This is a genomic window from Stenotrophomonas sp. NPDC077461, assembly GCF_049545475.1.
In the GTDB taxonomy this organism is placed as follows: domain Bacteria; phylum Pseudomonadota; class Gammaproteobacteria; order Xanthomonadales; family Xanthomonadaceae; genus Stenotrophomonas; species Stenotrophomonas nematodicola.
The window spans coordinates 246,948-266,990 of the sequence record NZ_JBMWDO010000003.1; the positions used below are offsets into that span (position 1 = coordinate 246,948).

Annotated in this window: 16 protein-coding genes; 3 read left to right on the forward strand and 13 right to left on the reverse strand. The window is 68.1% G+C overall.

Features of this window, described 5'->3' with window-relative positions; translation table 11 throughout:
* Positions 1-4: 4 nt before the first annotated feature.
* Positions 5-925: an LpxL/LpxP family Kdo(2)-lipid IV(A) lauroyl/palmitoleoyl acyltransferase gene (locus tag ACPEH8_RS07715; RefSeq protein ID WP_017355402.1), complete on the reverse strand. Its 921-nt coding sequence runs from the start codon at positions 923-925 to the stop codon at positions 5-7.
* Between the two features lie 88 nt (positions 926-1,013).
* Here ACPEH8_RS07715 and waaA point away from each other — a divergent pair, with 88 nt between their 5' ends.
* Positions 1,014-2,312 carry a lipid IV(A) 3-deoxy-D-manno-octulosonic acid transferase gene (waaA, locus tag ACPEH8_RS07720; protein ID WP_017355401.1) on the forward strand — a complete coding sequence of 433 codons (1,299 nt, stop codon included), beginning with the start codon at positions 1,014-1,016 and terminating at the stop codon, positions 2,310-2,312.
* Between the two features lie 40 nt (positions 2,313-2,352).
* On the opposite strand, the gene ACPEH8_RS07725 is transcribed toward waaA, so the two are convergent.
* The 6 genes from ACPEH8_RS07725 to ACPEH8_RS07750 form a co-directional block, all read right to left on the reverse strand.
* Complete coding sequence (locus tag ACPEH8_RS07725; RefSeq protein WP_262071234.1) at positions 2,353-2,478, reverse strand: hypothetical protein; 126 nt, start codon at positions 2,476-2,478, stop codon at positions 2,353-2,355.
* Entirely contained in the window at positions 2,475-3,605 is a 1,131-nt protein-coding gene (locus ACPEH8_RS07730; protein ID WP_423666446.1) for a PepSY-associated TM helix domain-containing protein, read from the reverse strand. The genes ACPEH8_RS07725 and ACPEH8_RS07730 overlap by 4 nt, the downstream gene beginning before the upstream one ends.
* An 8-nt stretch (positions 3,606-3,613) precedes the next feature.
* Entirely contained in the window at positions 3,614-5,749 is a 2,136-nt protein-coding gene (locus tag ACPEH8_RS07735; RefSeq protein WP_262071235.1) for a TonB-dependent siderophore receptor, read from the reverse strand.
* A 211-nt stretch (positions 5,750-5,960) separates the two neighbouring features.
* Complete coding sequence (locus ACPEH8_RS07740) at positions 5,961-7,322, reverse strand: TolC family outer membrane protein (protein WP_017355397.1); 1,362 nt, start codon at positions 7,320-7,322, stop codon at positions 5,961-5,963.
* 16 nt (positions 7,323-7,338) lie between these two features.
* The gene (locus ACPEH8_RS07745; protein ID WP_423666448.1) at positions 7,339-7,986 is read right to left on the reverse strand and encodes a protein-L-isoaspartate O-methyltransferase family protein; all 648 of its coding nucleotides are present in this window, start codon (positions 7,984-7,986) and stop codon (positions 7,339-7,341) included.
* A 136-nt stretch (positions 7,987-8,122) separates the two neighbouring features.
* Positions 8,123-8,794, reverse strand: coding sequence for a TetR/AcrR family transcriptional regulator (locus tag ACPEH8_RS07750; RefSeq protein ID WP_017355395.1), 672 nt, complete (start codon positions 8,792-8,794; stop codon positions 8,123-8,125).
* Between the two features lie 121 nt (positions 8,795-8,915).
* On the opposite strand from ACPEH8_RS07750, the gene ACPEH8_RS07755 reads away from it, so the two are divergent.
* Together ACPEH8_RS07755 and ACPEH8_RS07760 are read left to right on the forward strand one after the other, a co-directional pair.
* The gene (locus tag ACPEH8_RS07755) at positions 8,916-10,052 is read left to right on the forward strand and encodes an efflux RND transporter periplasmic adaptor subunit (RefSeq protein WP_017355394.1); all 1,137 of its coding nucleotides are present in this window, start codon (positions 8,916-8,918) and stop codon (positions 10,050-10,052) included.
* A 4-nt stretch (positions 10,053-10,056) separates the two neighbouring features.
* The gene (locus tag ACPEH8_RS07760) at positions 10,057-13,227 is read left to right on the forward strand and encodes an efflux RND transporter permease subunit (protein WP_423666450.1); all 3,171 of its coding nucleotides are present in this window, start codon (positions 10,057-10,059) and stop codon (positions 13,225-13,227) included.
* Positions 13,228-13,360: 133 nt separating this feature from the next.
* On the opposite strand, the gene leuB is transcribed toward ACPEH8_RS07760, so the two are convergent.
* Genes leuB through ACPEH8_RS07790 form a run of 6 tightly spaced genes read right to left on the reverse strand, consistent with a single transcriptional unit; the run spans position 13,361 to position 19,889 of the window.
* Positions 13,361-14,425: a 3-isopropylmalate dehydrogenase gene (gene leuB, locus ACPEH8_RS07765; RefSeq protein WP_423666452.1), complete on the reverse strand. Its 1,065-nt coding sequence runs from the start codon at positions 14,423-14,425 to the stop codon at positions 13,361-13,363.
* On the reverse strand, positions 14,415-14,993 hold the full coding sequence (gene leuD, locus ACPEH8_RS07770; protein WP_136002936.1) for a 3-isopropylmalate dehydratase small subunit: 579 nt from the start codon (positions 14,991-14,993) through the stop codon (positions 14,415-14,417). Before leuD ends, leuB begins: the two co-directional genes overlap by 11 nt.
* Positions 14,993-16,414: a 3-isopropylmalate dehydratase large subunit gene (leuC, locus tag ACPEH8_RS07775; RefSeq protein ID WP_423666454.1), complete on the reverse strand. Its 1,422-nt coding sequence runs from the start codon at positions 16,412-16,414 to the stop codon at positions 14,993-14,995. Before leuC ends, leuD begins: the two co-directional genes overlap by 1 nt.
* Before the next feature lie 34 nt (positions 16,415-16,448).
* On the reverse strand, positions 16,449-17,231 hold the full coding sequence (locus ACPEH8_RS07780) for a class I SAM-dependent methyltransferase (RefSeq protein ID WP_017355389.1): 783 nt from the start codon (positions 17,229-17,231) through the stop codon (positions 16,449-16,451).
* 10 nt (positions 17,232-17,241) lie between these two features.
* Positions 17,242-18,795 carry a 2-isopropylmalate synthase gene (locus tag ACPEH8_RS07785; RefSeq protein WP_017355388.1) on the reverse strand — a complete coding sequence of 518 codons (1,554 nt, stop codon included), beginning with the start codon at positions 18,793-18,795 and terminating at the stop codon, positions 17,242-17,244.
* A complete protein-coding gene (locus ACPEH8_RS07790) occupies positions 18,792-19,889 on the reverse strand; it encodes a threonine dehydratase (protein WP_423666456.1) in 1,098 nt (365 codons plus the stop codon). The genes ACPEH8_RS07785 and ACPEH8_RS07790 overlap by 4 nt, the downstream gene beginning before the upstream one ends.
* Between the last annotated feature and the right edge of the window lie 154 nt (positions 19,890-20,043).

The window sequence follows — 20,043 nt, forward strand, 5'->3', positions numbered from 1 at the left end:
GGCTCTACCGGTAGTAGTCGCTGCGGCCGCCCGGCTGGCGCTTGAAGCGGCGGTGGATCCACAGGTACTGGTCCGGTGCCTCGCGCACCATCGCCTCGATGGCCTGGTTCACGCGGGCGGTATCGGCTTCCACGTCGTCGCTGGGGAAGTTCTCCAGCGGTGCGCCGATCTTCAGGAAGTACTTTCCGCCTTCACGGCGATGGAAATACGGAATGACCGCGCAGCCGGTCATCCGCGCCAACTGGTGGGTTGCGGTGATGGTGGACGCGGTGTGGCCGAAGAACGGCACGAACACGGTGTCCTTGCCACGCATGTCCTGGTCGGGCGCGTACCACAGGAAGCCACCCTTCTTCAGGTGACGCACAGTGGCGCGGATGTCTTCGTTGGCATACATCGCCTTGGCGTAGCGCAGGCGGCCGAACTTCACCGCCCATTCGTACACCGGGTTGCGGTGCCTGCGGTACATGCCTGACAGGTCCACGTGGTCGCACAGCAGGCGCCCGCACATCTCCAGGGTCATGAAGTGGCCCGAGACCAGCAGCACGCCACGGCCCTCGGCCTGCATGCGCTGGAGGTGCTCCAGGCCTTCGATCTGCACCTGCGGCCGGATGCTGTCGATGCTGCCCCACCAGGCACGGGCAAACTCGAAGATGCCCACGCCGAGCGCATCGAAGCTGTCGCGCAGCAGGCGTTGGCGCCAGGCGTCGTCCTTTTCGGGGAAGCACAGCTTCAGGTTGACCTCGGCCGCGCGGCGGCGGCTGCCAGCCACCCGGTACGCCACCGTGCCGACGCCGCGGCCCAACGCGCGCTGCAGCCACCACGGCAGCCGCGCGACGGCGAAGGCGCCCAGCATCACGGCAAACATCGGCCAGTGGCGCGGATTGCGCAGGGACGGGCGGGTGGCGGTGGACGCGTTATCGGACATGCACCGATTCTAATGGATACGCCCTGGCGGGTGCGTCCACGCGGCCGCTGCGCGTGTCTTTCGCGGGGGGCTCCCGTATCCTCTGCGCATGCGTAAAAGCCCTGTCGAATGGATCCTGCGCGGCCTGTACTCGGTCGTGCTGTACCTGCTGCTGCCCATCACTGTGTACCACCTGGTGTGGCGCGGCTTCCGGGTGCGTGAGTATTTCCAGCGCTGGGACGAGCGCTACGCGTCCTACCCGCACTCCAGTGGCCAGCCGCGGGTGTGGCTGCACGCGGTCTCGGTGGGCGAGGTGAATGCCGCCGCGCCGCTGGTCAATGCGCTGCGCGCGCAGCGCCCGGACATCCGCTGGGTCATCACCACCATCACCCCGACCGGCTCCGAGCGCGTGCGCGCGCTGTGGGGTGATGCAGTGGACCACGTGTACCTGCCGTACGACGTGCCGGGCAGCGTGGGGCGCTTTCTGGGCCACTTCAAACCCAGCCTGGCGCTGATCCTGGAAACCGAGCTGTGGCCGAACCTGCTGTTCGGCTGCCGTGACCGCCGCATTCCGGTGTACATCCTCAATGCCCGCCTGTCGGCGCGCTCGCTGCGCGGCTATCGCCTGCTGCGGCCGTTGATCGGGCGCGCGCTGCGCACCGTGACCTGCGTGGCCGCGCAGTCGGCCGACGACGCCGAGCGCTTCCTGCAGCTGGGGGCCACGCCGGAGCAGGTGCAGGCGCTGGGCAACCTGAAATTCGACATCGCCACGCCGAACGTGCAGGACTTCATCGCGCGTTTCCACGACCTGGTGCCGGCAGAACGCCCGGTATGGATTGCCGCCAGCACCCATGAGGGCGAAGAACAGGCCACCATCGACCTGCATCGCCGCCTGCGCGAGGCGGTGCCGGGCCTGCTGCTGTTGTGGGCGCCGCGGCATCCGGAGCGTTTTCCACGGGTGGAGGCGCTGGCCCGCGAGCAGGGCTGGAAGGTCGCCACGCGGCGCCAGCAGCAGTGGCCGCAGGCCGACACCGATGTGTTCGTGATCGATACCCTGGGCGAGCTGATGTCGTTCTACGGGTGTGCCCAGGTGGCCTTCGTCGGTGGCAGCCTGCAGGCGATCGGCGGGCACAACCTGCTCGAGCCCGCTGCGATGGGCACGGCCACGGTGACCGGCCCGCACCTGCACAACTTCGCCGAGATTTCCCGGCGCATGCGTGAAGCCGGGGCGGTGGTGATCGCCGAGGATGCGCAGGGCGTCGGCGATGCGCTGCTGACGCTGCTGCGCGATCCGGATGCGCGCGAGGACATGGCGCGGGCCGGGTGTGCGCTGGTCAGCAACGGCCGCGGCGCGTTGAAGCGCACGGTGGCCCTGATCGGGCCGGCACTGCCGCCGCCGCTGGAGTGAACGCGGCGCTGCGGCGGCTGTTCCAGGCCGGTCATTGCCGCTACTTCATGGCTTCGAGCGGCACCAGCGATACCCACACGAGCAGCAGTGCCAGCCACAGCCAGCGCCAGCGACCCATGCCGCGCCACGCCGCGCGCCAGGCGCCGGGCAGTTTTTCCGGGCTCATGTCGGCCGCCTTCTGGCAGCTGATCGCAGAGAATCCACGGTGCGAAGTCCGTAGAGATACACGCCGGTGAAGCACAGCCCTGTCAGCAGCGTGCCGGCCAGCAACCAGAGCAGCCGGATGGGCCAGCCACCGAAGCTGCCGAAGTGCAGGGGATCCGCCATTTCGGCGATGCGCTGATGGACCCCCAGCGCCCGGCCGTCATGCCTGCCGATCACTTGCCCGGTGTGCAGGTCCACGGCGATGTTGTTGGCCCGCTCGCGCACCAGCCAGGCATCGGCCTCCCCCAGGAACAGGATGCTCCCGCCATCGCGCGCGGGGATGGCGCCGAGGATCTCAAGGCGGGGCCAGTGCTGGTGGACGGTCTCCACCGCGGCATCGACGGCGGTTGGGTCGACGGCGGCAAGGCGGTCAACGCCGTTGGCCAGTCGCACGGTCGGCGCGGCCGGCGCATCGCCGCCGAGTGACTCGATCAGATACCACGCTCCGGTCAGACCGATCAGCAGCAGAAACCAGAGTGACCAGACCCCGGCCAATCGATGGACATCGCCCCACAGGCGGCGCGGTCGCGAGGCGTCGGGCCGTTTGAAGAACCCGCGCCACCACTTCTTGTAGATGTACAGGCTGCTCAGCAGCGAGAGCAGCAACGGGATGGACAGCGCCGCCACCAGTGGCACGCCCCACGCCACCGGCAGCATCAGGTGGCGATGGGTGTTGCGCAGCAGCCGTTGTGTATTGAGCCAGCCCGTGTCGCCGGTTACCTGCGCGGTGTAGGGGTTGATCCAGACAAAGCGTCGCCTGCCATCGGGGAGGCGCATCTGCGCCCGCGCAGCGAACAGGCGCGTGTGGCCGGCGGAGATGCTTTCCAGTTCCCAGTCCGGGTGTGCCGTCTGTGCGGCATGGATGATGGGCCCCCATCCAGCTTGCTCACCGCTGTCGGCCACGCGGATGGGCGCGTGCAGCAGCCAGTCGATCTCCTGCGAGAATACCGCCAGCGTGCCGGTGAGGCAGACAAATCCCATGAACAGGCAGAGCTTCAGGCCGAGCCAGCTGTGCAGGTCGAACCACAGTCGGCGCCCGCTGCCACTGCGCGCAGGGCGATCGGGATGCGCTGGCGCAGGCGGAGGCATGGGCAGTCTCAGAAGGCGTAGGCGGCTTGCACGTACACGCGGCGAGGCTCACCCGGGAAGTGGCCGGTGCGCTCGGTGAACCCGCTGGCGGCATAGACCCTGTCGAAGAGGTTCTTGACGTTCGCCTGGTACTGCCACTGCTTCCACGTGGTCTTCCAGCTCATATCGAACACGGTATAGGCCTTTACCGCCTGTCCATCCAGGCTGACGCGCTCGCCCACATGATCGGCACCAAAGCCGATGGCGGAGTTGATCGCCGGCAGGTCGTAGCGGGTCCACAGGCCCAGCTTGTTCTGCGGTGCGTTGGCGAAGCGGTCGCCGGAGGCATTGGTGATGCCGGTCGGGCCCATGTCCTTCACACGCGCGTCGTTGTACGCATAGGTCAGATTCACCACCCAGCGCTCGGTGACGTCGGCCAGCAGGTCCAGCTCCATGCCGGTGCTGCGCACCAGCCCAAGTGCCGCCAGCTGGTTCACCCCGTCCACCACGTCACCGGTGGCCTGCACGATGTTGCTGCGGTCGATGCGGTAAGCGGCCATGTTCAAGGTCACGCGATCGGCCAGCAGGGATTTCATGCCGACCTCCCACTGCCTGCTGCGCTCGGCGTCGAACGGGCCGCCCGCGGCGGGGTTCTGGTTGGCCGCGCTTTGGGGCACGAAACCGCTGGCCACGTTGGCGTAGAAGTTCAGACCTTCGCGGACGGTAACGGTGCTGCCCAGCCGCCAGCTGAGGTCGTTGCCATCGACACGGCTGCCGCCAATGCGGTCGTCATCCTTGAAGCCATCCCAGCGCAACCCGGCCAGCACATGCCAGCGCGCGGTGAGCGCCAGTTCGTCCTGCAGGTAAGCGCCGTAGCGTTTACTGCGGGTCGATGTGCTTCGCCAGGGCAGGGCGGCCAAGTTGTAGTCATGCCAGGTGCTGGCCCCATAGACCGGATTGAACAGATCGATGCCGTGTACCGGCCCGGCACCGCGTGCAAGGTCGGCGCTGTTGGCGGTCTGCGCGGTGAAGTCGGCGTCGAGCTGATACACATCGGCACCGAACAGCATTGTGTGTCCGATGCTGCCGGTGTTGATCCGCCAGACCGCGTTGGCGTTGGCGGTGAACGCCTCGTTGTCGCGGATCTGGTTGCGCAGCTGGCGCGTCATCCACGCGGCCACACCATCGCGGTCACGATCAATCAGTCCCATCGGCTCGTGGTACATCTGGTGTTCGTTGTTGCTGAACCAGCGTGCGGCGACGTCCACGTCCAGGTTGTCGCGCGGCGCGAAACGGTACTGCGCCAGCGCCACCCTGGCACGCATGTCGAGGAAGTCGCTGGCCTCGTTGTGGTTCCAGCGGCGGTCGGTGAGGAAATTCCCGGCATCGTCCACCGGCACGCCGCGCAGGCGGTTGCCGCCCAGGTTCTGGGTGATGTCGGTGAACTGCAGGGTCAGCTCGCCGGTGTCGCCCACGTCGACGGCGAGCGAGGCGTCACCGATCACGCTTTCGCTGTCTGCATTCCACCGCACGCCCTGTTCGGCGTCGCTATACAGCCCGGCGCGATAGCGCACGCTGCCCGCAGCGTTCATTGGCCCGGTGGCGTCGATCGATGCCGCGCTGAAATCGTTGTTGCCGGCCTGCAGTTCGATGCGGCGCTCGGGCGTGGCTTTCGGCTTGCGTGTCACGTAGTTGATGACGCCTCCGGCGTCCCCGCCGCCGTAGAGCGCGCCGGCCGGCCCCTTCAGGACCTCCACGCGCTCGATATTGAACAGCTGCGGGACCGAAAAGCCGGCATAAGGATCGCCGCGCAGACCGTCATACAGCACGTTTTCCTGGCGGAAACCGCGCATGGTCACGCCCGCATAGCTGAAGAAGCTGATGCCGCTGATGCTGCGATACAGGTCGGTGACATAGCGGGCGGCCTGGTCTTCAATCAGCTCTCGCGGTACCACCTGGATGGACTGCGGTACCAGTGCCAGCGGCGTGTCCGTACGCGTCCCCACCGCCGCGTCATCCACCCGGTAAAGGGTCTGGGCGCGGCCGAGCACCTGCACCGTGTCCAGCTGCACCGCATCGGAGGACGGGGGGGCGGCGTGGGCCGGGAGGCTGGCCAGGGTCAGGGCGAGGCCCAGCGTAGAGAAACGAAGCGACGGACGATTCATTGCACGGTGAATGGGGGAATTGGTGCGAATGAGAAAGATTAACATGTAGCGGCCCGTTGTTTGCCGCTCGCGCGTTGATCCGGCGTGCTTCAGCCCGAAGCACGGACTGTCGGCACTGTGTTCCCAAGAAAAAGCGCCGACGTTACCGTCGGCGCTCGGGACGTGCGATGGATTGCCAGGGCGGCCATTCCGGAGCCGCGCCCGCCGTCGATCAGTTGACGGTGGTGCTCGGCGTGGCGGCCTTCAGCGTCAGCAGGCGGTTGATGTCCTGCAGTTCGGCGATGTCCAGCGTGCCGATCGCCTGGCCCAGCTGCAGGCGGTTCTGCAGGAAGGTGTAGCGGGCGTTGGCGTAATCCAGCTGGGCCGAGAACAGGATGCGCTGGTTCTGGATCACGTCCAGCACCGTACGCGTACCCACTTCCAGGCCAACCTGCGAGGCGTCGTACGCGCTCTGTGCCGAGACCACGGCCAGGCGGCGTGCTTCCACTTCGCTGATGCCGGCCACCAGGGTCTGGTACGCGTTGCGGGTGTTGCGGTCCAGGGCGCGCTTCTGCTGCTCGTAGCCATCCTGGGCGATGTCGCGCTGGGCCAGGGCCTGGCGCACGCCGGACTGGGTGGCGCCGCCGGCGAAGATCGGCACGCTCAGGGTCAGGCCGACGCTGTTGGTGCGCAGGTCCGGGTTGTAGGAACTGCCGCTGCCAACGCCGGCATCGCCCCAGGTGGCGCTCTTGCCGTAGTTGCCGCCCAGCGACAGGGTCGGGTAGTGACCGCCGCGTGCGGCCGACACGCCGGATTCGGCGGCGCTGACCTTCAGCTCCTGTGCCTTCAGCGCGGGGTTCTGCGCGACGGCTTCGCTCACCAGCTGGTCCACGGTGGCGTACTTGGCCGGCAGTTCCGGACGGAAGTCGGCCGGCAGCGCGCGCAGGTCGGTGACCGGCTGGCCGGTCAGTTCGGTCAGTGCCTGGTAGGCGTCGGCCAGGGTGTTCTGCGCGATGATCGTGTTGGCGCGGGCCTGGTCGTACTGGGCGCGCGCTTCATGCACGTCGGTGATCGGCGCCAGGCCCACTTCCAGGCGCTTGTCGGCGAAGTCGAACTGCTTCTTGGCGGCCGCTTCGTTGGTCTGTGCAGCCGACAGCGATTCGATGCCCACCAGCACGTTGAAGTACGCCGCCGAGGTGCGCACGATCAGGTCGTCGTTGGCCGAATCCAGGGTGAAATCCGCCGCCTTGCTCAGTTCGCGCTGCGACCGCAGGTTGGCGAACTGCGACCAGTTGAACAGCGTCTGGCTGCCCGTGACGGTGTAAGTGCGGCGCTTGCTGGTGGTGCTGCCGGTATTGAAGCCCTGGTCGTCGGTGCGGGTGCGGTTGAGCGCGGCCTCGCCATTGATCTGCGGCAGCAGTGCCGCGCGCGCCTGCACGGCGCCTTCCTTGTCGTACAGACGGGTCGATTCAGCCGCGGAGAGCTGCGGATCGCCGTTGCGCGCCATTTCGTAGACCTGCAGCAGGTCGGCGGCAGAGGCGGTCATCGGCAGCAGGGCGGCGGCCAGCGCAATAGCGAGGGATCGGCGGATCATTGCGGCTTCCTTGGACTCAGAGTTGGAACTGGGGCGCCGGGGCGGCACCGCGCAGGTAGTCGATATCGGTTTCGAACAGCGAATCAATGCTGCCATCGGACTTGACCAGCACCGCTTCCATGACCGGCGAATGGCCGCGGATCACGAACAGGCGGCCACCGGGGCGCAGCCACTGGGTGAAGCGCGCCGGAACGGTCTCCACCGCGGCGGTGATGCAGATCGCGTCGAAACGGCGCTCGGTCTCCCACGTCAGGGCATCGGCGGTTTCAATACGGACGTTGTTGCCCAGACCGGCGGCATCCAGGCGTGCACGGGCGGTGGCGGCCAGGTCCGGTTCGATTTCCAGGCTCAGCACTTCGCGGGCCAGTTCACCCATGCAGGCGCTCAGGTAGCCGCTGCCGGTGCCGATTTCCAGCACTTCATCGCCCGGCTGCAGATCCAGGGCCTGCAGGGTACGGCCTTCGATGACCGGCTTCATCATCTTCTGCCCGAAACCCAGCGGCAGCTCGATGTCGGCATAGGCCAGGGCTTTGTGCGATTCAGCGACAAACGCCTCCCGCGGCAGACGTGCCAGTACATCGAGCACGCGAATGTCCAGTACGTCCCAGGGACGGATCTGTTGTTCAACCATCAGTTCGCGGGCGTGGGCGTAATCGATCATCATGAGGTTCTAATCCAGCGCAGTGGGCCGGCCATTTTACCGGTGCCGGGAGCCGGCGGCGCGCTGAGAGCATCGCTGCCGTCGCGCCGGGGTCGCAGTGCCGGAAGTCACCGCGACCTCCGGTCCATTCATGTTGTTGTCACCGCCCGTGGCGGGTGGCGTACGCCCTCAGGAAAAAGGCGACACTGGCGTCCACATGGGCGTCGGCGTCGCACTCGGCCGGGGCCGGCCGCAGCCCGCACATCATATGCGTATGCAGCTCGCCTTTGATGAGGGTGAAGAACTGCAGCGCCGCCGTCTGGAAGTCGGTGATCTCCAGTTCGCCCCGTTCGGTGCGGGCGCGTAGGAACTCGGCCAGCGCGTCGCTGGTGCGCTGCGGGCCGGCCAGCCAGAACATCTCGCGGATCCGGTCGTCGGTGTCCGGCGCCATCATCACCCGCTGTACGGCCACGGCAGCCGGCGAGGTGATCATGGTGAAGAAGGCCCGTCCGATGCCCACCAGCTGCTCGCGCAGCGCGCCATCGGCATCGGTGACAAACAGTGCATCGGGCAGCATCTCGTTGCAGGTGGACTTCACAGCTTCGGCGAAAAGCGTTTCTTTATCGCCGAAATGACTGTAAACGGTCAGCTTCGAAACGCCTGCCTGACTGGCGATGCTGTCCATGCTGACGCCGCCGTAGCCCTGCTCGACGAACAATGCCTTGGCCGCATCCAGGATGGCCGCACGCTTGCCCAGATCCTTCGGGCGGCCGGGTCCGGCGGCCTTGGCAGGGAGCTTGGGCGGGGGGGCGGAGGACGTCGGATCGATCATGCAAACAATACTAGACCAATCGGTTCGATATTTATACTATACCGGCTGGTTCACTATTGGCCGTCATGGAATAGAGTGTCTCTTCCGTGCGGCTTCCCCGGTATTCAAGGTCCAGGACCTCATGAACAACTTGCGATGGATGGGCGGTGGGCTGCTGGCGGTGATGCTGGCGGCGTGTGGCAAACAGGATGCCGAGCCGGTGGCACCGATCCCGGTGCTGGTGGTGCATCCGGGCACGGTCGATGGCCAGGGGGTGGCGGCCTATCCGGGCGAGGTGCGTGCGCGCGAGGAAAGCCCGCTGTCGTTCCGGGTCGGCGGCAATCTCATCAAGCGCCATGTCGATGCCGGCCAGCGCGTGCGCAAGGGCGAGGTGCTGGCCGAGCTGGACGCGGCCGACTACGCGTCCCAGGCAGCCGCTTCGCAGGCCCAGCTCGCGGCCGCCGAGGCCGACCTGGTGCGCGCCCGCGACGATCAGAAGCGCTATGCGGCGCTGGCCGAGCAGCAACTGGTCAGCCGCTCCGCATTGGATGCGCAGACCGCTGCTTTCAAGGCCGCGCAGGGCCAGGCCAACGCCGCCCGCGCCAACCTCGCCGTGTCGCGCAATCAGGCCGGCTACGCGCAGCTCCGCGCGCCGGCCGATGGCGTGATCGCCAGCCGCCAGGCCGAGGCAGGGCAGGTCGTCAGCGCGGGGCAGACTGTGTTCACCCTGGCGGCTGACGGTGGCCGTGAGGTACTGATCGCGCTGCCGGAAAGCAGCATCCGCGACTACAAGGTCGGCCAGCCGGTCCAGGTCGAGCTGTGGAACCGCCCGGGTCAACTGCTGCCAGGCACCCTTCGCGAAATCGCCCCGGCCGCCGATGCCCAGGCGCGTACCTATGCCACCCGCGTGAGCCTGGCGCCCGAAGCGCTGGGCGAAGTGGAACTGGGCCAGAGCGCGCGCGTATTTGCCAGCGCCGGTCGCAGCGGCGCCCTGCAGTTGCCGCTGGCGGCCGTGCAGCGCGGTGCCGACGGCAAGGGCAGCGTGTGGGTGGTGGATGCGGCCAAGGGTACGCTGAAGGCGGTGCCGGTGACCGTCGGCGCCTACGGTGCCGAGTCGGTGCCGGTGCTGTCGGGGGTGGGTCCGAACGACTGGGTGGTCGCCGCCGGCGGCCATCTGCTCCGCGAGGGCCAGGCGGTGACGGCGGTCGATCGCCAGAACCGACCGGTGCTGGCGCCGGCCAAGGCCGCCGCGCCGGCCGCCCCGGCCAAGGGGCACTGACCCCGTGCGCCGTTTCAATCTCTCCGAGTGGGCGCTGGGCAACCGCCCGCTGGTGCTGTTTGCCATGCTCGCCTTCGCCGTCATCGGTGCCTGGTCCTACAAGCATCTGGGTCAGTCCGAGGACCCGCCGTTCACCTTCAAGGCAATGGTGGTGCGCACGCTATGGCCCGGCGCCACCGCCGAGCAGGTCTCGCGCCAGGTCACCGAGCCGATCGAGAAGGCGCTGATGAACACCGGCGAGTACGAGTTCATCCGGTCGTACTCGCGTCCGGGCGAATCGCAGGTGATCTTCATGGCCCGCGACAGCCTGCGCTCCAAGCAGATTCCGGACCTGTGGTACCAGGTGCGCAAGCGCGTGGGCGATGTCCGCGCCACGCTGCCGCAGGAGATCGTCGGGCCTTTCTACAACGATGAGTTCGGCGACACCTTCGGCAACATCTACGCGCTGACGGGCGAAGGCTTCGACTATGCGGTGATGCGCGATTACGCCGACCGCATCCAGCTCGAACTGCAGCGGGTACCGGACGTGGGCAAGGTCGATCTGGTCGGCCTGCAGGACGAGAAGGTCTGGATCGAACTGTCCAACACCAAGCTGGCCACGCTGGGCGTGTCGCTGCAGCAGGTGCAGCAGGCGCTCGCCGACCAGAACGCGGTGACCGGGACCAGCTTCTTCGAAACCCCGACCGACCGCGTGCAGCTGCGCGTGACCGGGCAGTTCAACAGCATCGAGGACATCCGCCAGTTCCCGATCCAGGCCGGCGACCGCACGCTGCACCTGGGCGACATCGCCGAGGTCAAGCGCGGCTTCGCCGACCCGGCGTCGCCCAAAATGCGCTTCATGGGCGAGGATGCGATCGGCCTGGCGGTGGCGATGAAGGACGGCGGCGACATCCTCAAGCTCGGCGGTACGCTCGATGCCGAGTTCGAGCGCCTGCAGAAGACGCTGCCGGCCGGCATGCAGCTGCGCAAGGTCTCCGACCAGCCGCACGCGGTGGAGGAATCGGTCGGCGAGTTCGTGCAGGTGCTCACCGAAGCGGTGGTCATCGTGCTGCTGGTGAGCTTCTTCTCGCTGGGCCTGCGCACCGGCCTGGTGGTCGGCGTGACCATCCCGCTGGTCCTGGCGATGACATTCTTCGTCATGCATTACTTCGGCATCGGCCTGCACAAGATCTCGCTCGGCGCGCTGGTGCTGGCGCTGGGCCTGCTGGTGGACGATGCGATCATCGCGGTGGAGATGATGGCCACCAAGATGGAGCAGGGCTACGACCGCCTGCGCGCGGCCAGTTTCGCCTGGGAATCGACCGCTTTCCCGATGCTGACCGGTACGCTGATCACCGCCGCCGGCTTCCTGCCGATCGCCACGGCCGCCTCCAGTACCGGCGAGTACACCCGCTCGCTGTTCCAGGTGGTGACCATCGCGCTGGTGGTGTCGTGGATCGCCGCGGTGCTGTTCATTCCCTATCTCGGCGACAAGATGCTGCCGGACCTGTTCAACCCGCAGCCGCCCAAGCCGACCAGCCTGGCCGGACGCTGGCGCGCGCGGCGCGTGCAGTGGGCGGACCGCCACCCTGCCTTCGCGCGCTGGATCGCGCCGAAAGAGCACGCGCACGACCACGACCCGTACCAGCGCCCGTTCTACACGCGCTTCCGCCGCTTCCTGGATGCCTGCCTGCGTCATCGCTGGTGGGTGATTGCGGCGACCATCGCGCTGTTCCTGTCCTCGCTGATGCTGTTCCGCTTCGTGCCGCAGCAGTTCTTCCCGGATTCGACCCGGCCCGAACTGATGGTGGACATCGAACTGGCCGAAGGCGCGTCGCTGGCCGCCACCCAGGCACAGGCGACCAAGCTGGAGAAACTGCTGAAGGGCCGCGATGGCATCACCAACTACGTCGCCTATGTCGGTACCGGTTCGCCGCGCTTCTACCTGCCGCTGGATCAGCAGTTGCCGGCCACCAACTTCTCGCAGTTCGTGGTGCTCACTGCCGATGCCAAGGCCCGTGAGGCGACCCGTGACTGGTTGATCAAGGACGTGATCAAGCAGTTCCCGGACGTGCAGATGCGCGTGACCCGCCTGGAGAACGGCCCCCCGGTCGGCTACCCGGTGCAGATGCGCGTCTCGGGCGAGCACATCGCACAGGTGCAGGCGATCGCACGGCAGGTCGAAGCCAAGGTCCGCGAAAACCCGCACGTGATCAATGTCAATCTGGACTGGAGCGAACCGAGCAAGGTGGTGCGGCTGGTGATCGACCAGGACCGCGCACGCGCGCTGGGCGTGAGCAGCGCCCAGGTGGGCCAGTTCCTGAGCAGCTCGTTGTCGGGCATGCGGGTGAGCACGTATCGCGAAGGCAATCGCCAGATCGAGATGCTGCTGCGCGGGCCGGACAATGAACGCGCCCAGCTGGACCTGCTGGCCAGCCTGGCCATTCCGACCAGCAGCGGCACGCCGGTGACGCTGTCGCAGGTGGCCCGCCTGGAGTACGCCTTCGAGGACGGCATCATCTGGCACCGCAACCGTCTGCCGACGGTGACCGTGCGCGCCGACATCGGCGATGGCATGCAGGCACTGGACGTGGTGCAGCAGATCCTGCCGACGCTGGACGGCATCCGTGCGGATCTGCCCAGCGGCTATCTGCTGGAAACCGGCGGCACCGTGGAGGACTCGGCACGTGGGCAGGACTCGATCAAGGCCGGCATGCCGCTGTTCCTGATCGTGGTGGCCACATTGCTGATGCTGCAGCTGCGCAGCTTCTCGCGTGCGGCGATGGTGCTGGTCACCGCGCCGCTGGGCATCATCGGCGCCACCTTGTTCCTGCTGCTGTTCCGTGCGCCGTTCGGCTTTGTCGCCCTGCTCGGCACCATCGCCCTGGCCGGCATGATCATGCGCAACTCGGTGATCCTGATCGACCAGATCCAGCAGGACATCGACGCCGGCCACGATCGCTGGCACGCCATCATCGACGCCACCGTGCGCCGCTTCCGCCCGATCGTCCTGACCGCGCTGGCCGCGGTGCTGGCGATGATTCCGCTGTCGCGCAGCGCGTTCTACGGCTCGATGGCAATCTCGATCATGGGCGGCCTGATCGTCGGCACCGTGCTGACCCTGGTGTTCCTGCCGGCGCTGTATGCCGCGTGGTTCCGGGTGAAGCCGGATGAGGCGAAGAGCACCGGGGAGTAACAGGCGGCGGCGCGCAACCGAACCGGTGGGAGCCTCAGAACGCCTTCACCGGCATCAATAGAGCCGACCGTGGGTCGGCTGCTCTCCGGACCGGCACCTTGCCAGACACGGCTGGCAAGGAAGGGGGACGGAATCAGGTGCGCAGGTGCGCCAGCACCGCCTCGGTGGCCTGGGGGGTGCTCACCGCCGCGCCCCCGGCCGCCAGGTCGGCGGTGAACACGCCGGCATCCAGCGCCGCATGCACGGCCGCTTCCACGGCCGCTGCTTCCGCTTCCAGCCCCAGTGAATGGCGCAGCAGCATCGCCGCGCTGAAGATCGTGGCGTAAGGATTGGCGATGCCCTTGCCGGCGATGTCCGGGGCCGAGCCGTGGATGGGCTCGTAGATGCCTACCGCGCCGGGTTCACCCAGTGACGCCGACGGCAACAGGCCGAGTGAACCGGCCAGCATCGAGGCTTCGTCGGTGAGGATGTCGCCGAACATGTTCTCGGTCACGATCACGTCGTACTCGCGCGGCTTGGCCAGCAGGTGCATGGCCATCGAATCGACCAGCTGGTGTTCCAGCGCCACGTCCGGGAATTCCTCGCGGCCGATCCGCGCGGCTACATCGCGCCACAGACGTGAGGTTTCCAGCACGTTGGCCTTGTCCACCGAGGTGACCTTGCCGCGACGGGTCCGCGCCAGCCGGAAGGCGGTGCGCAGCACGCGCTCGATCTCGCCCACGCTGTAGCTGCACAGGTCGCTGGCGCTGTCGGCAGTGCGGGTCTTCTCGCCGAAGTAGATGCCCCCGGTCAGCTCGCGCACCACCACGACGTCCACCCCCTCGAGCAGCTCGGCCTTGATCGGCGAAGCACCGAGCGCGGCCGGATGGGGGCGCACCGGGCGCAGGTTGGCGTACAGCTCCAGCGCCTTGCGGATCGCCAGCAGGCCCTGCTCCGGGCGTACCGTGGCATTCGGGTCGGACCACTTCGGGCCGCCCACGGCGCCAAGCAGAATCGCGTGGGCGGTGCGGCAGGCCTCCAGCGTGACGGCCGGCAACGGCTCGCCATGACGGTCGATGGCGATGCCGCCGATGTCGTGTTCGGTGAAACGGAAGGTGTGGCCAAAGCGTTCGGCTACCGCGTCCAGCACCGCCAGGGCGGCAGCGGCGACTTCCGGACCAATGCCGTCACCCGGCAGTACGACAATCTCAGCGTGCATGTTCACTCTCGTAACGTTCGATTTCAGAGGTACGGCCCAACAGATACCCCAACTGGTCCACGCCTTCCAGCAGGCAGGTCTGCGAGAAGCCGTCCAGCGGGAAGGGGTAGACGCGACCATCGGGCGTGCGCAGCTCGCGCGCGGCGATGTCGATGGTCAGGGTGTCGTCAGGACGCTGCATCAGCGTCTGCACGTCGGCCTCGTCCAGCACGATCGGCAGCAGCCCGTTCTTCAGCGCATTGCCGCGGAAGATGTCGGCGATCTCGCTGCTGACGATGGCGCGCAGGCCCAGGTCGGTCAGCGCCCACGGCGCATGCTCGCGCGAGGAACCGCAGCCGAAGTTGCGGCCGGCCAGCAGGAGGCTGCGCCCGGCGTTGTGCGCCTGATTGAATGCAAAGTCCGGATTGGGTGTGCCATCGGCCCGCCAGCGCCAGTCGTTGAAGGCATGCTTGCCCAGGCCGGCGCGTTCGGTGGTGGACAGGAACCGCGCCGGGATGATCTGGTCGGTGTCGATGTTGGTTTCGCGCAGCACCACGCTGGTCGAGGTCAGGGTACGGAAGCCGCTCATCAGGCCACCTCCTGGGCGGCATACAGGTCGCGCGGGTCGGACACCCGTCCGTTCACCGCAGCCCAGGCCGCGGTCATCGGCGAGGCCAGCAGCGTGCGCGAGCCCGGGCCCTGGCGGCCTTCGAAGTTGCGGTTGCTGGTGCTCACCGCCAGCTGGCCGGGGGCGACGAGATCGCCGTTCATGGCGATGCACATCGAGCAGCCCGGCTCGCGCCACTCGGCACCCGCGCCGCGCACAACCTCGTGGATGCCTTCTGCCTCGGCCTGGCGCTTGACGATCTCCGAACCGGGCACCACCAGCATGCGTACGCCTGCCGCGACACGGCGGCCACGCAGCACGTGCGCCACCTCGCGCATGTCGCTCAGGCGCCCGTTGGTGCACGAGCCGACGAACACCACGTCCACCGGCGTGCCGACCAGCGTCTGGCCTGCCTGGAACTGCATGTAGTCCAGTCCCTTCTGGTCGGCGGCGTCGTTGGCGGCCGGGATGGGCCGGTCCACCGCGATGGCCGTGCCAGGGTGGGTGCCCCAGGTCAGGGTCGGACGGATGTCGCCGGCATCGATATGCACCTCCGCGTCGAAGCGCGCGCCCGGATCGCTGCGCAGCTGCGTCCAGGCGGCCACGGCGGCATCGAACGCCGCCCCCTTGGGGCCGCGCGGGGTGTTGGCGACCCAGTCGAACGTGACCTGGTCGGGCGCGACCATGCCGGCGCGGGCGCCGGCCTCGATGGACATGTTGCACAACGTCATGCGCTGTTCCATGTCCATTGCCTCGATGGCGCTGCCACGGAATTCCAGTACATGGCCGGTGCCACCGTTGACCCCGATCACGCCGATGATGTGCAGCACCACGTCCTTGGCGCCCACGCCCTGCGGCAGGATGCCATCGACGGTGATCGCCATCGTCCTGGCCTTGCGCTGCAGCAGGCACTGGGTCGCCAGCACATGGCCGACTTCGCTGGTGCCGATGCCGAAGGCCAGCGCGCCGAACGCACCGTGGGTGGAGGTGTGGCTGTCGCCGCAGACGATGGTCATGCCCGGCTGGGTGAACCCCTGTTCCGGAGCGATCACGTGCACGATGCCGCGGTTGGCCGACTGCATGTCGAACAGTTCGATGCCGTGCTCGCCGCAGTTGCGCGCCAGCATCGCCACCTGGGCTTCGGAGGCGGCGCTGGCGTAGGGCAGCCTGCCATCCGGGCTGGCCGGCAGGGTCGGGGTGGAGTGGTCCATTGTCGCCTTGGTCCGGTCCGGCCGGCGCGGCGACAGGCCGCGCTCGCGCAGTTCGGTGAACGCCTGTGGCGAGGTGACTTCGTGGATCAGGTGCAGGTCGATGTACAGCACGGCAGGCGCGCTGTCCGATTCGGGTACGACGACGTGGGCGTCCCACAGTTTGTCGTACAGGGTGCGGGGAGCTGGGGTCATGGAATGGCCTTGCTGTGGTTCGTGATACGGAAATTCATCGGATCGGCAGGCGCGCGTCGAAGCGCAGGCGCACATAGTCTGCGCTCCACTGGCCGCGCGCATCGCGCCGGGTGGGCGCCAGCAGCGCCACGGCATCGTCGAGCACGCGCTGTCGCTGGTCGGCTGCCAACCCGACCAGGAAGGGGGAGGCGAAGGTGCGCAGCCAGCCCTGCATGCCGGTCGGCAGGACGGTCGGGCGTGGCAGGCACTCGATGTAGCGCACCCGGAAGCCGTGCGCGCGCAGGCGGTCCGCGTATGCATCGGCGGTCGGGAAATACCAGGGGAACGCCGGTACGACGTGGCCGTTGCTGGCCAGCGCGGCCTGCAGGGCGCTGGTGATGGCGGCCACATTGCCGTGTCCGCCCATCTCGGCGACGAAGCGGCCGCCGGGTGCCAGCGCGCGGCGCACGCCCTCGATGACGCGGTCCGGCTCGCGCATCCAGTGCAGGGCGGCATTGCTGAACACCGCATCGAACTGGCGGTCGAAGGTCAGGGCATGGGCATCCATGATCTGCGCGGCGACGCCGCGCGCGCGGGCGGCGCCGACCAGCTCCGGCGCGGCATCCACGCCGGTGACATGCGCACCGCTCAGGGCCAGGTCGAAGCTCAACACCCCGTCGCCGCAGCCCAGATCGAGGATGCGCTCACCGCGTTGCGGATCAAGCAGCCGCGCCACCGCGCCGCCGAGAAGCGGTACGAAGCCGGCGTCGATGGCGTAGTCGTGGGCGTTCCAGCACTGGCCGGCGGCGGGGATGTCGTAGCTGTCGAAGGCACTCATGGCAACTCCTTCAGGCGGCGGCGCTGGCCGCGGGATGTTCGGTGACGGCATTGCGCTGGCGCAGCAGGCGGTTGGCCACATCCAGCCAGGCCAGTGCGGACGCCTCGATGATGTCGCGACTGGTGCCGGTGCCTTCGTACTCCACGCCGTCGTGGCGCACGCTCAGGTTGGCTTCGCCGCGGGCATCGGCACCGATGCCCACGCTGTGGACGTGGTAGCTGTCCAGCATCAGCTGCACGCCGGTGGCCGAGGACAGCGCGCCGAACAGCGCGTCGACCGGACCATCGCCCTGCGCGGTCTCGGCCACACGGTTGCCGTCCGGGTCGGACAGTTCGACCAGTGCGTTGGCGCGGCTGCCGACGTCGCTGATGGTCATCGAGGCCAGGCGGTAGCCGTTCTGGGTGGAGCTGCCCTGCATCAGCACCTGCAGGTCGGCGTCGGTGACCACGCGCTGCTGCTCGCACAGCGCCTTGAACTGCTCGAATACCAGCTTCAGTTCTTCCTCCTCCAGCCAGAAGCCCAGCGCACGCAGGCGGGCCTCGACGGCGGCACGACCGCTGTGGCGGCCCAGCACCATCTGCGAGTTCTCCCAGCCGACGTCTTCAGGACGCATGATTTCGTAGGTGCCGCGATGGCGCAGCATGCCGTGCTGGTGGATGCCCGACTCATGCGCGAACGCATTGGCACCCACGATGGCCTTGTTGCGCTGGACCGGCATGCCGACCAGGCGCTGCAGCAGCTGCGAGGTGGCCACGATGCGCGGTGTGTTGATGCGGGTGTCTTCCTCATAGAACGCGTTGCGTACCTTCAGCACCATCGCCAGTTCCTCCAGCGAGCAGTTGCCGGCGCGTTCGCCGATGCCGTTGATGGTGCACTCCACCTGGCGCGCGCCGCCCTCGATGGCGGCCAGCGAGTTGGCCACGGCCAGGCCCAGGTCGTTGTGGCAGTGGGTACTGAAGACGATGCGGTCGCTGTCGGGAACACCGGCGATGACCCGCTGGAACATGCCGCGGATTTCTTCGGGCGTGGTGAAGCCCACGGTGTCGGGCAGGTTGATGGTGGTCGCACCAGCCGCTACGGCCACGCGCGTCACCTCGATCAGGAAGTCTTCCTCGGTGCGCGTGGCGTCCTCGGCGGAGAACTCCACATCATCCACGTAGCTGCGGGCCAGGCTGACATGCCTGTGGACCGATTCCAGCACCTGCTCGCGGCTCATCCGCAGCTTGTGCTCGCGGTGCAGCGGGCTGGTCGACAGGAACACGTGCAGGCGCGCGTTGGCGGCCGCGTCCAGCGCCTTGGCGGAGGTTTCGATATCGGCGGCCAGGCAGCGCGACAGCACCGCCAGGGTCGGGCGGCGGACTTCGCGGGCGATCATCGCCATCGCCTCACGGTCGGACTGCGAGCTGGCCGGGAAGCCGGTCTCGATGATGTCCACGCCCAGCTCGTCGAGTGCGCGGGCCATCACCAGCTTCTGCTGCGGGCTCATGCTGCAGCCCGGCGACTGCTCGCCGTCACGCAGGGTGGTGTCGAAAATTCGGATGCGGGGGGAGTCGGGCGTGGTCACCAGGAGGTCTCCTCGACAACAAGGTCGGATGGGGTGGCAAAGGAAGGGGAAGCGGGGGATGTCGGGGGCGGTGCGAGCACGGTCGGCAGCGGTGGACGCGTGCGCTCGCTGGCGCGGCGGCGGGGTTTGCGCGGCGGGCGCGGGCGGATGTCGGCGAGCAGCTGGGCCAGGACCAGCGCATCGATGTTGCCGCCGGAGACCACCGCGCACTTGCGCTTGCCGGCTACGCGCCGGCCTGCCGCCAGGGCCAGCGCACCGGCGCCTTCGGCGATCACGTGTTCCTCCAGCGCCAGCCGCACCAGGGTTTCGCGCAGCTCGGCTTCGCGCACGATCACCACATCGTCGAGCAATGCAGCGCACAGGCGCCGGGTCAGCAGGCCGGGAATCTTGACCTTGACGCCGTCGGCGAGCGTGGCGACCGGGGTGATCTCGCGGACGTCGCCGCGGATGGCACGCGCCATCGAATCGACGCCTTCCACCTGCGCGCCGACGATGCGCACGCCCTGCGACTTCAGCGCCAGCGCCACGCCGGAGGCCAGGCCGCCGCCGCCGATCGGCACGATCACCACATCCGGTGCATGCGGGGCCAGTTCGATGCCCAACGTGCCCTGGCCGGCGATCACGTCCGGATCGTCGAACGCGGACAGGAACCGGTAGCCATGCTGGTCGGCCAGTGCGCGGGCAAAGGCGTAGGCCTCGTCGTAGCTGCTGCCGTGCTGGCGCACGGTGGCGCCCCAGTGGGCGACGCCGGCGATCTTGGTGGCCGGTGCACCGTGCGGCATCACGGTGATGGCCGGGATGTTCAGGCGGTAGGCGGACCACGCCACGCCCTGGGCGTGGTTGCCGGCCGACGCGCAGATCACCGGGCGCTCGTCGCCACGCTCGCGTCCGGCCAGCAAAGCATTCAACGCGCCGCGCACTTTGTAGGACCCGGTGCGCTGCAGGTTTTCCAGCTTCAGCCAGGTGCCGAAGCGCTCGGCGTAATGCAGCGGGGTGGGCGGCAGGAAGCGGCGCAGCCGCGCCTGCGCGGCCAGCACGTCGGCGACGCTTACATCGCCTACATCCGGTTCCTGCGGGGCGCGGCTAGCGGGCATGCCGGCTCCGGCTGCGCCCCATGACAGGCGGGCGCGCGCAGGGGGAACGCATCGCCCGGCGTGCAGCGCCTGCCGCCGGGGCGTGGCGGGCTGCCGGCGTGGCGGCGCGGCTCTGCAGGCACCCTGCGAGAAGACGCCTCCGTACCGGCACCGG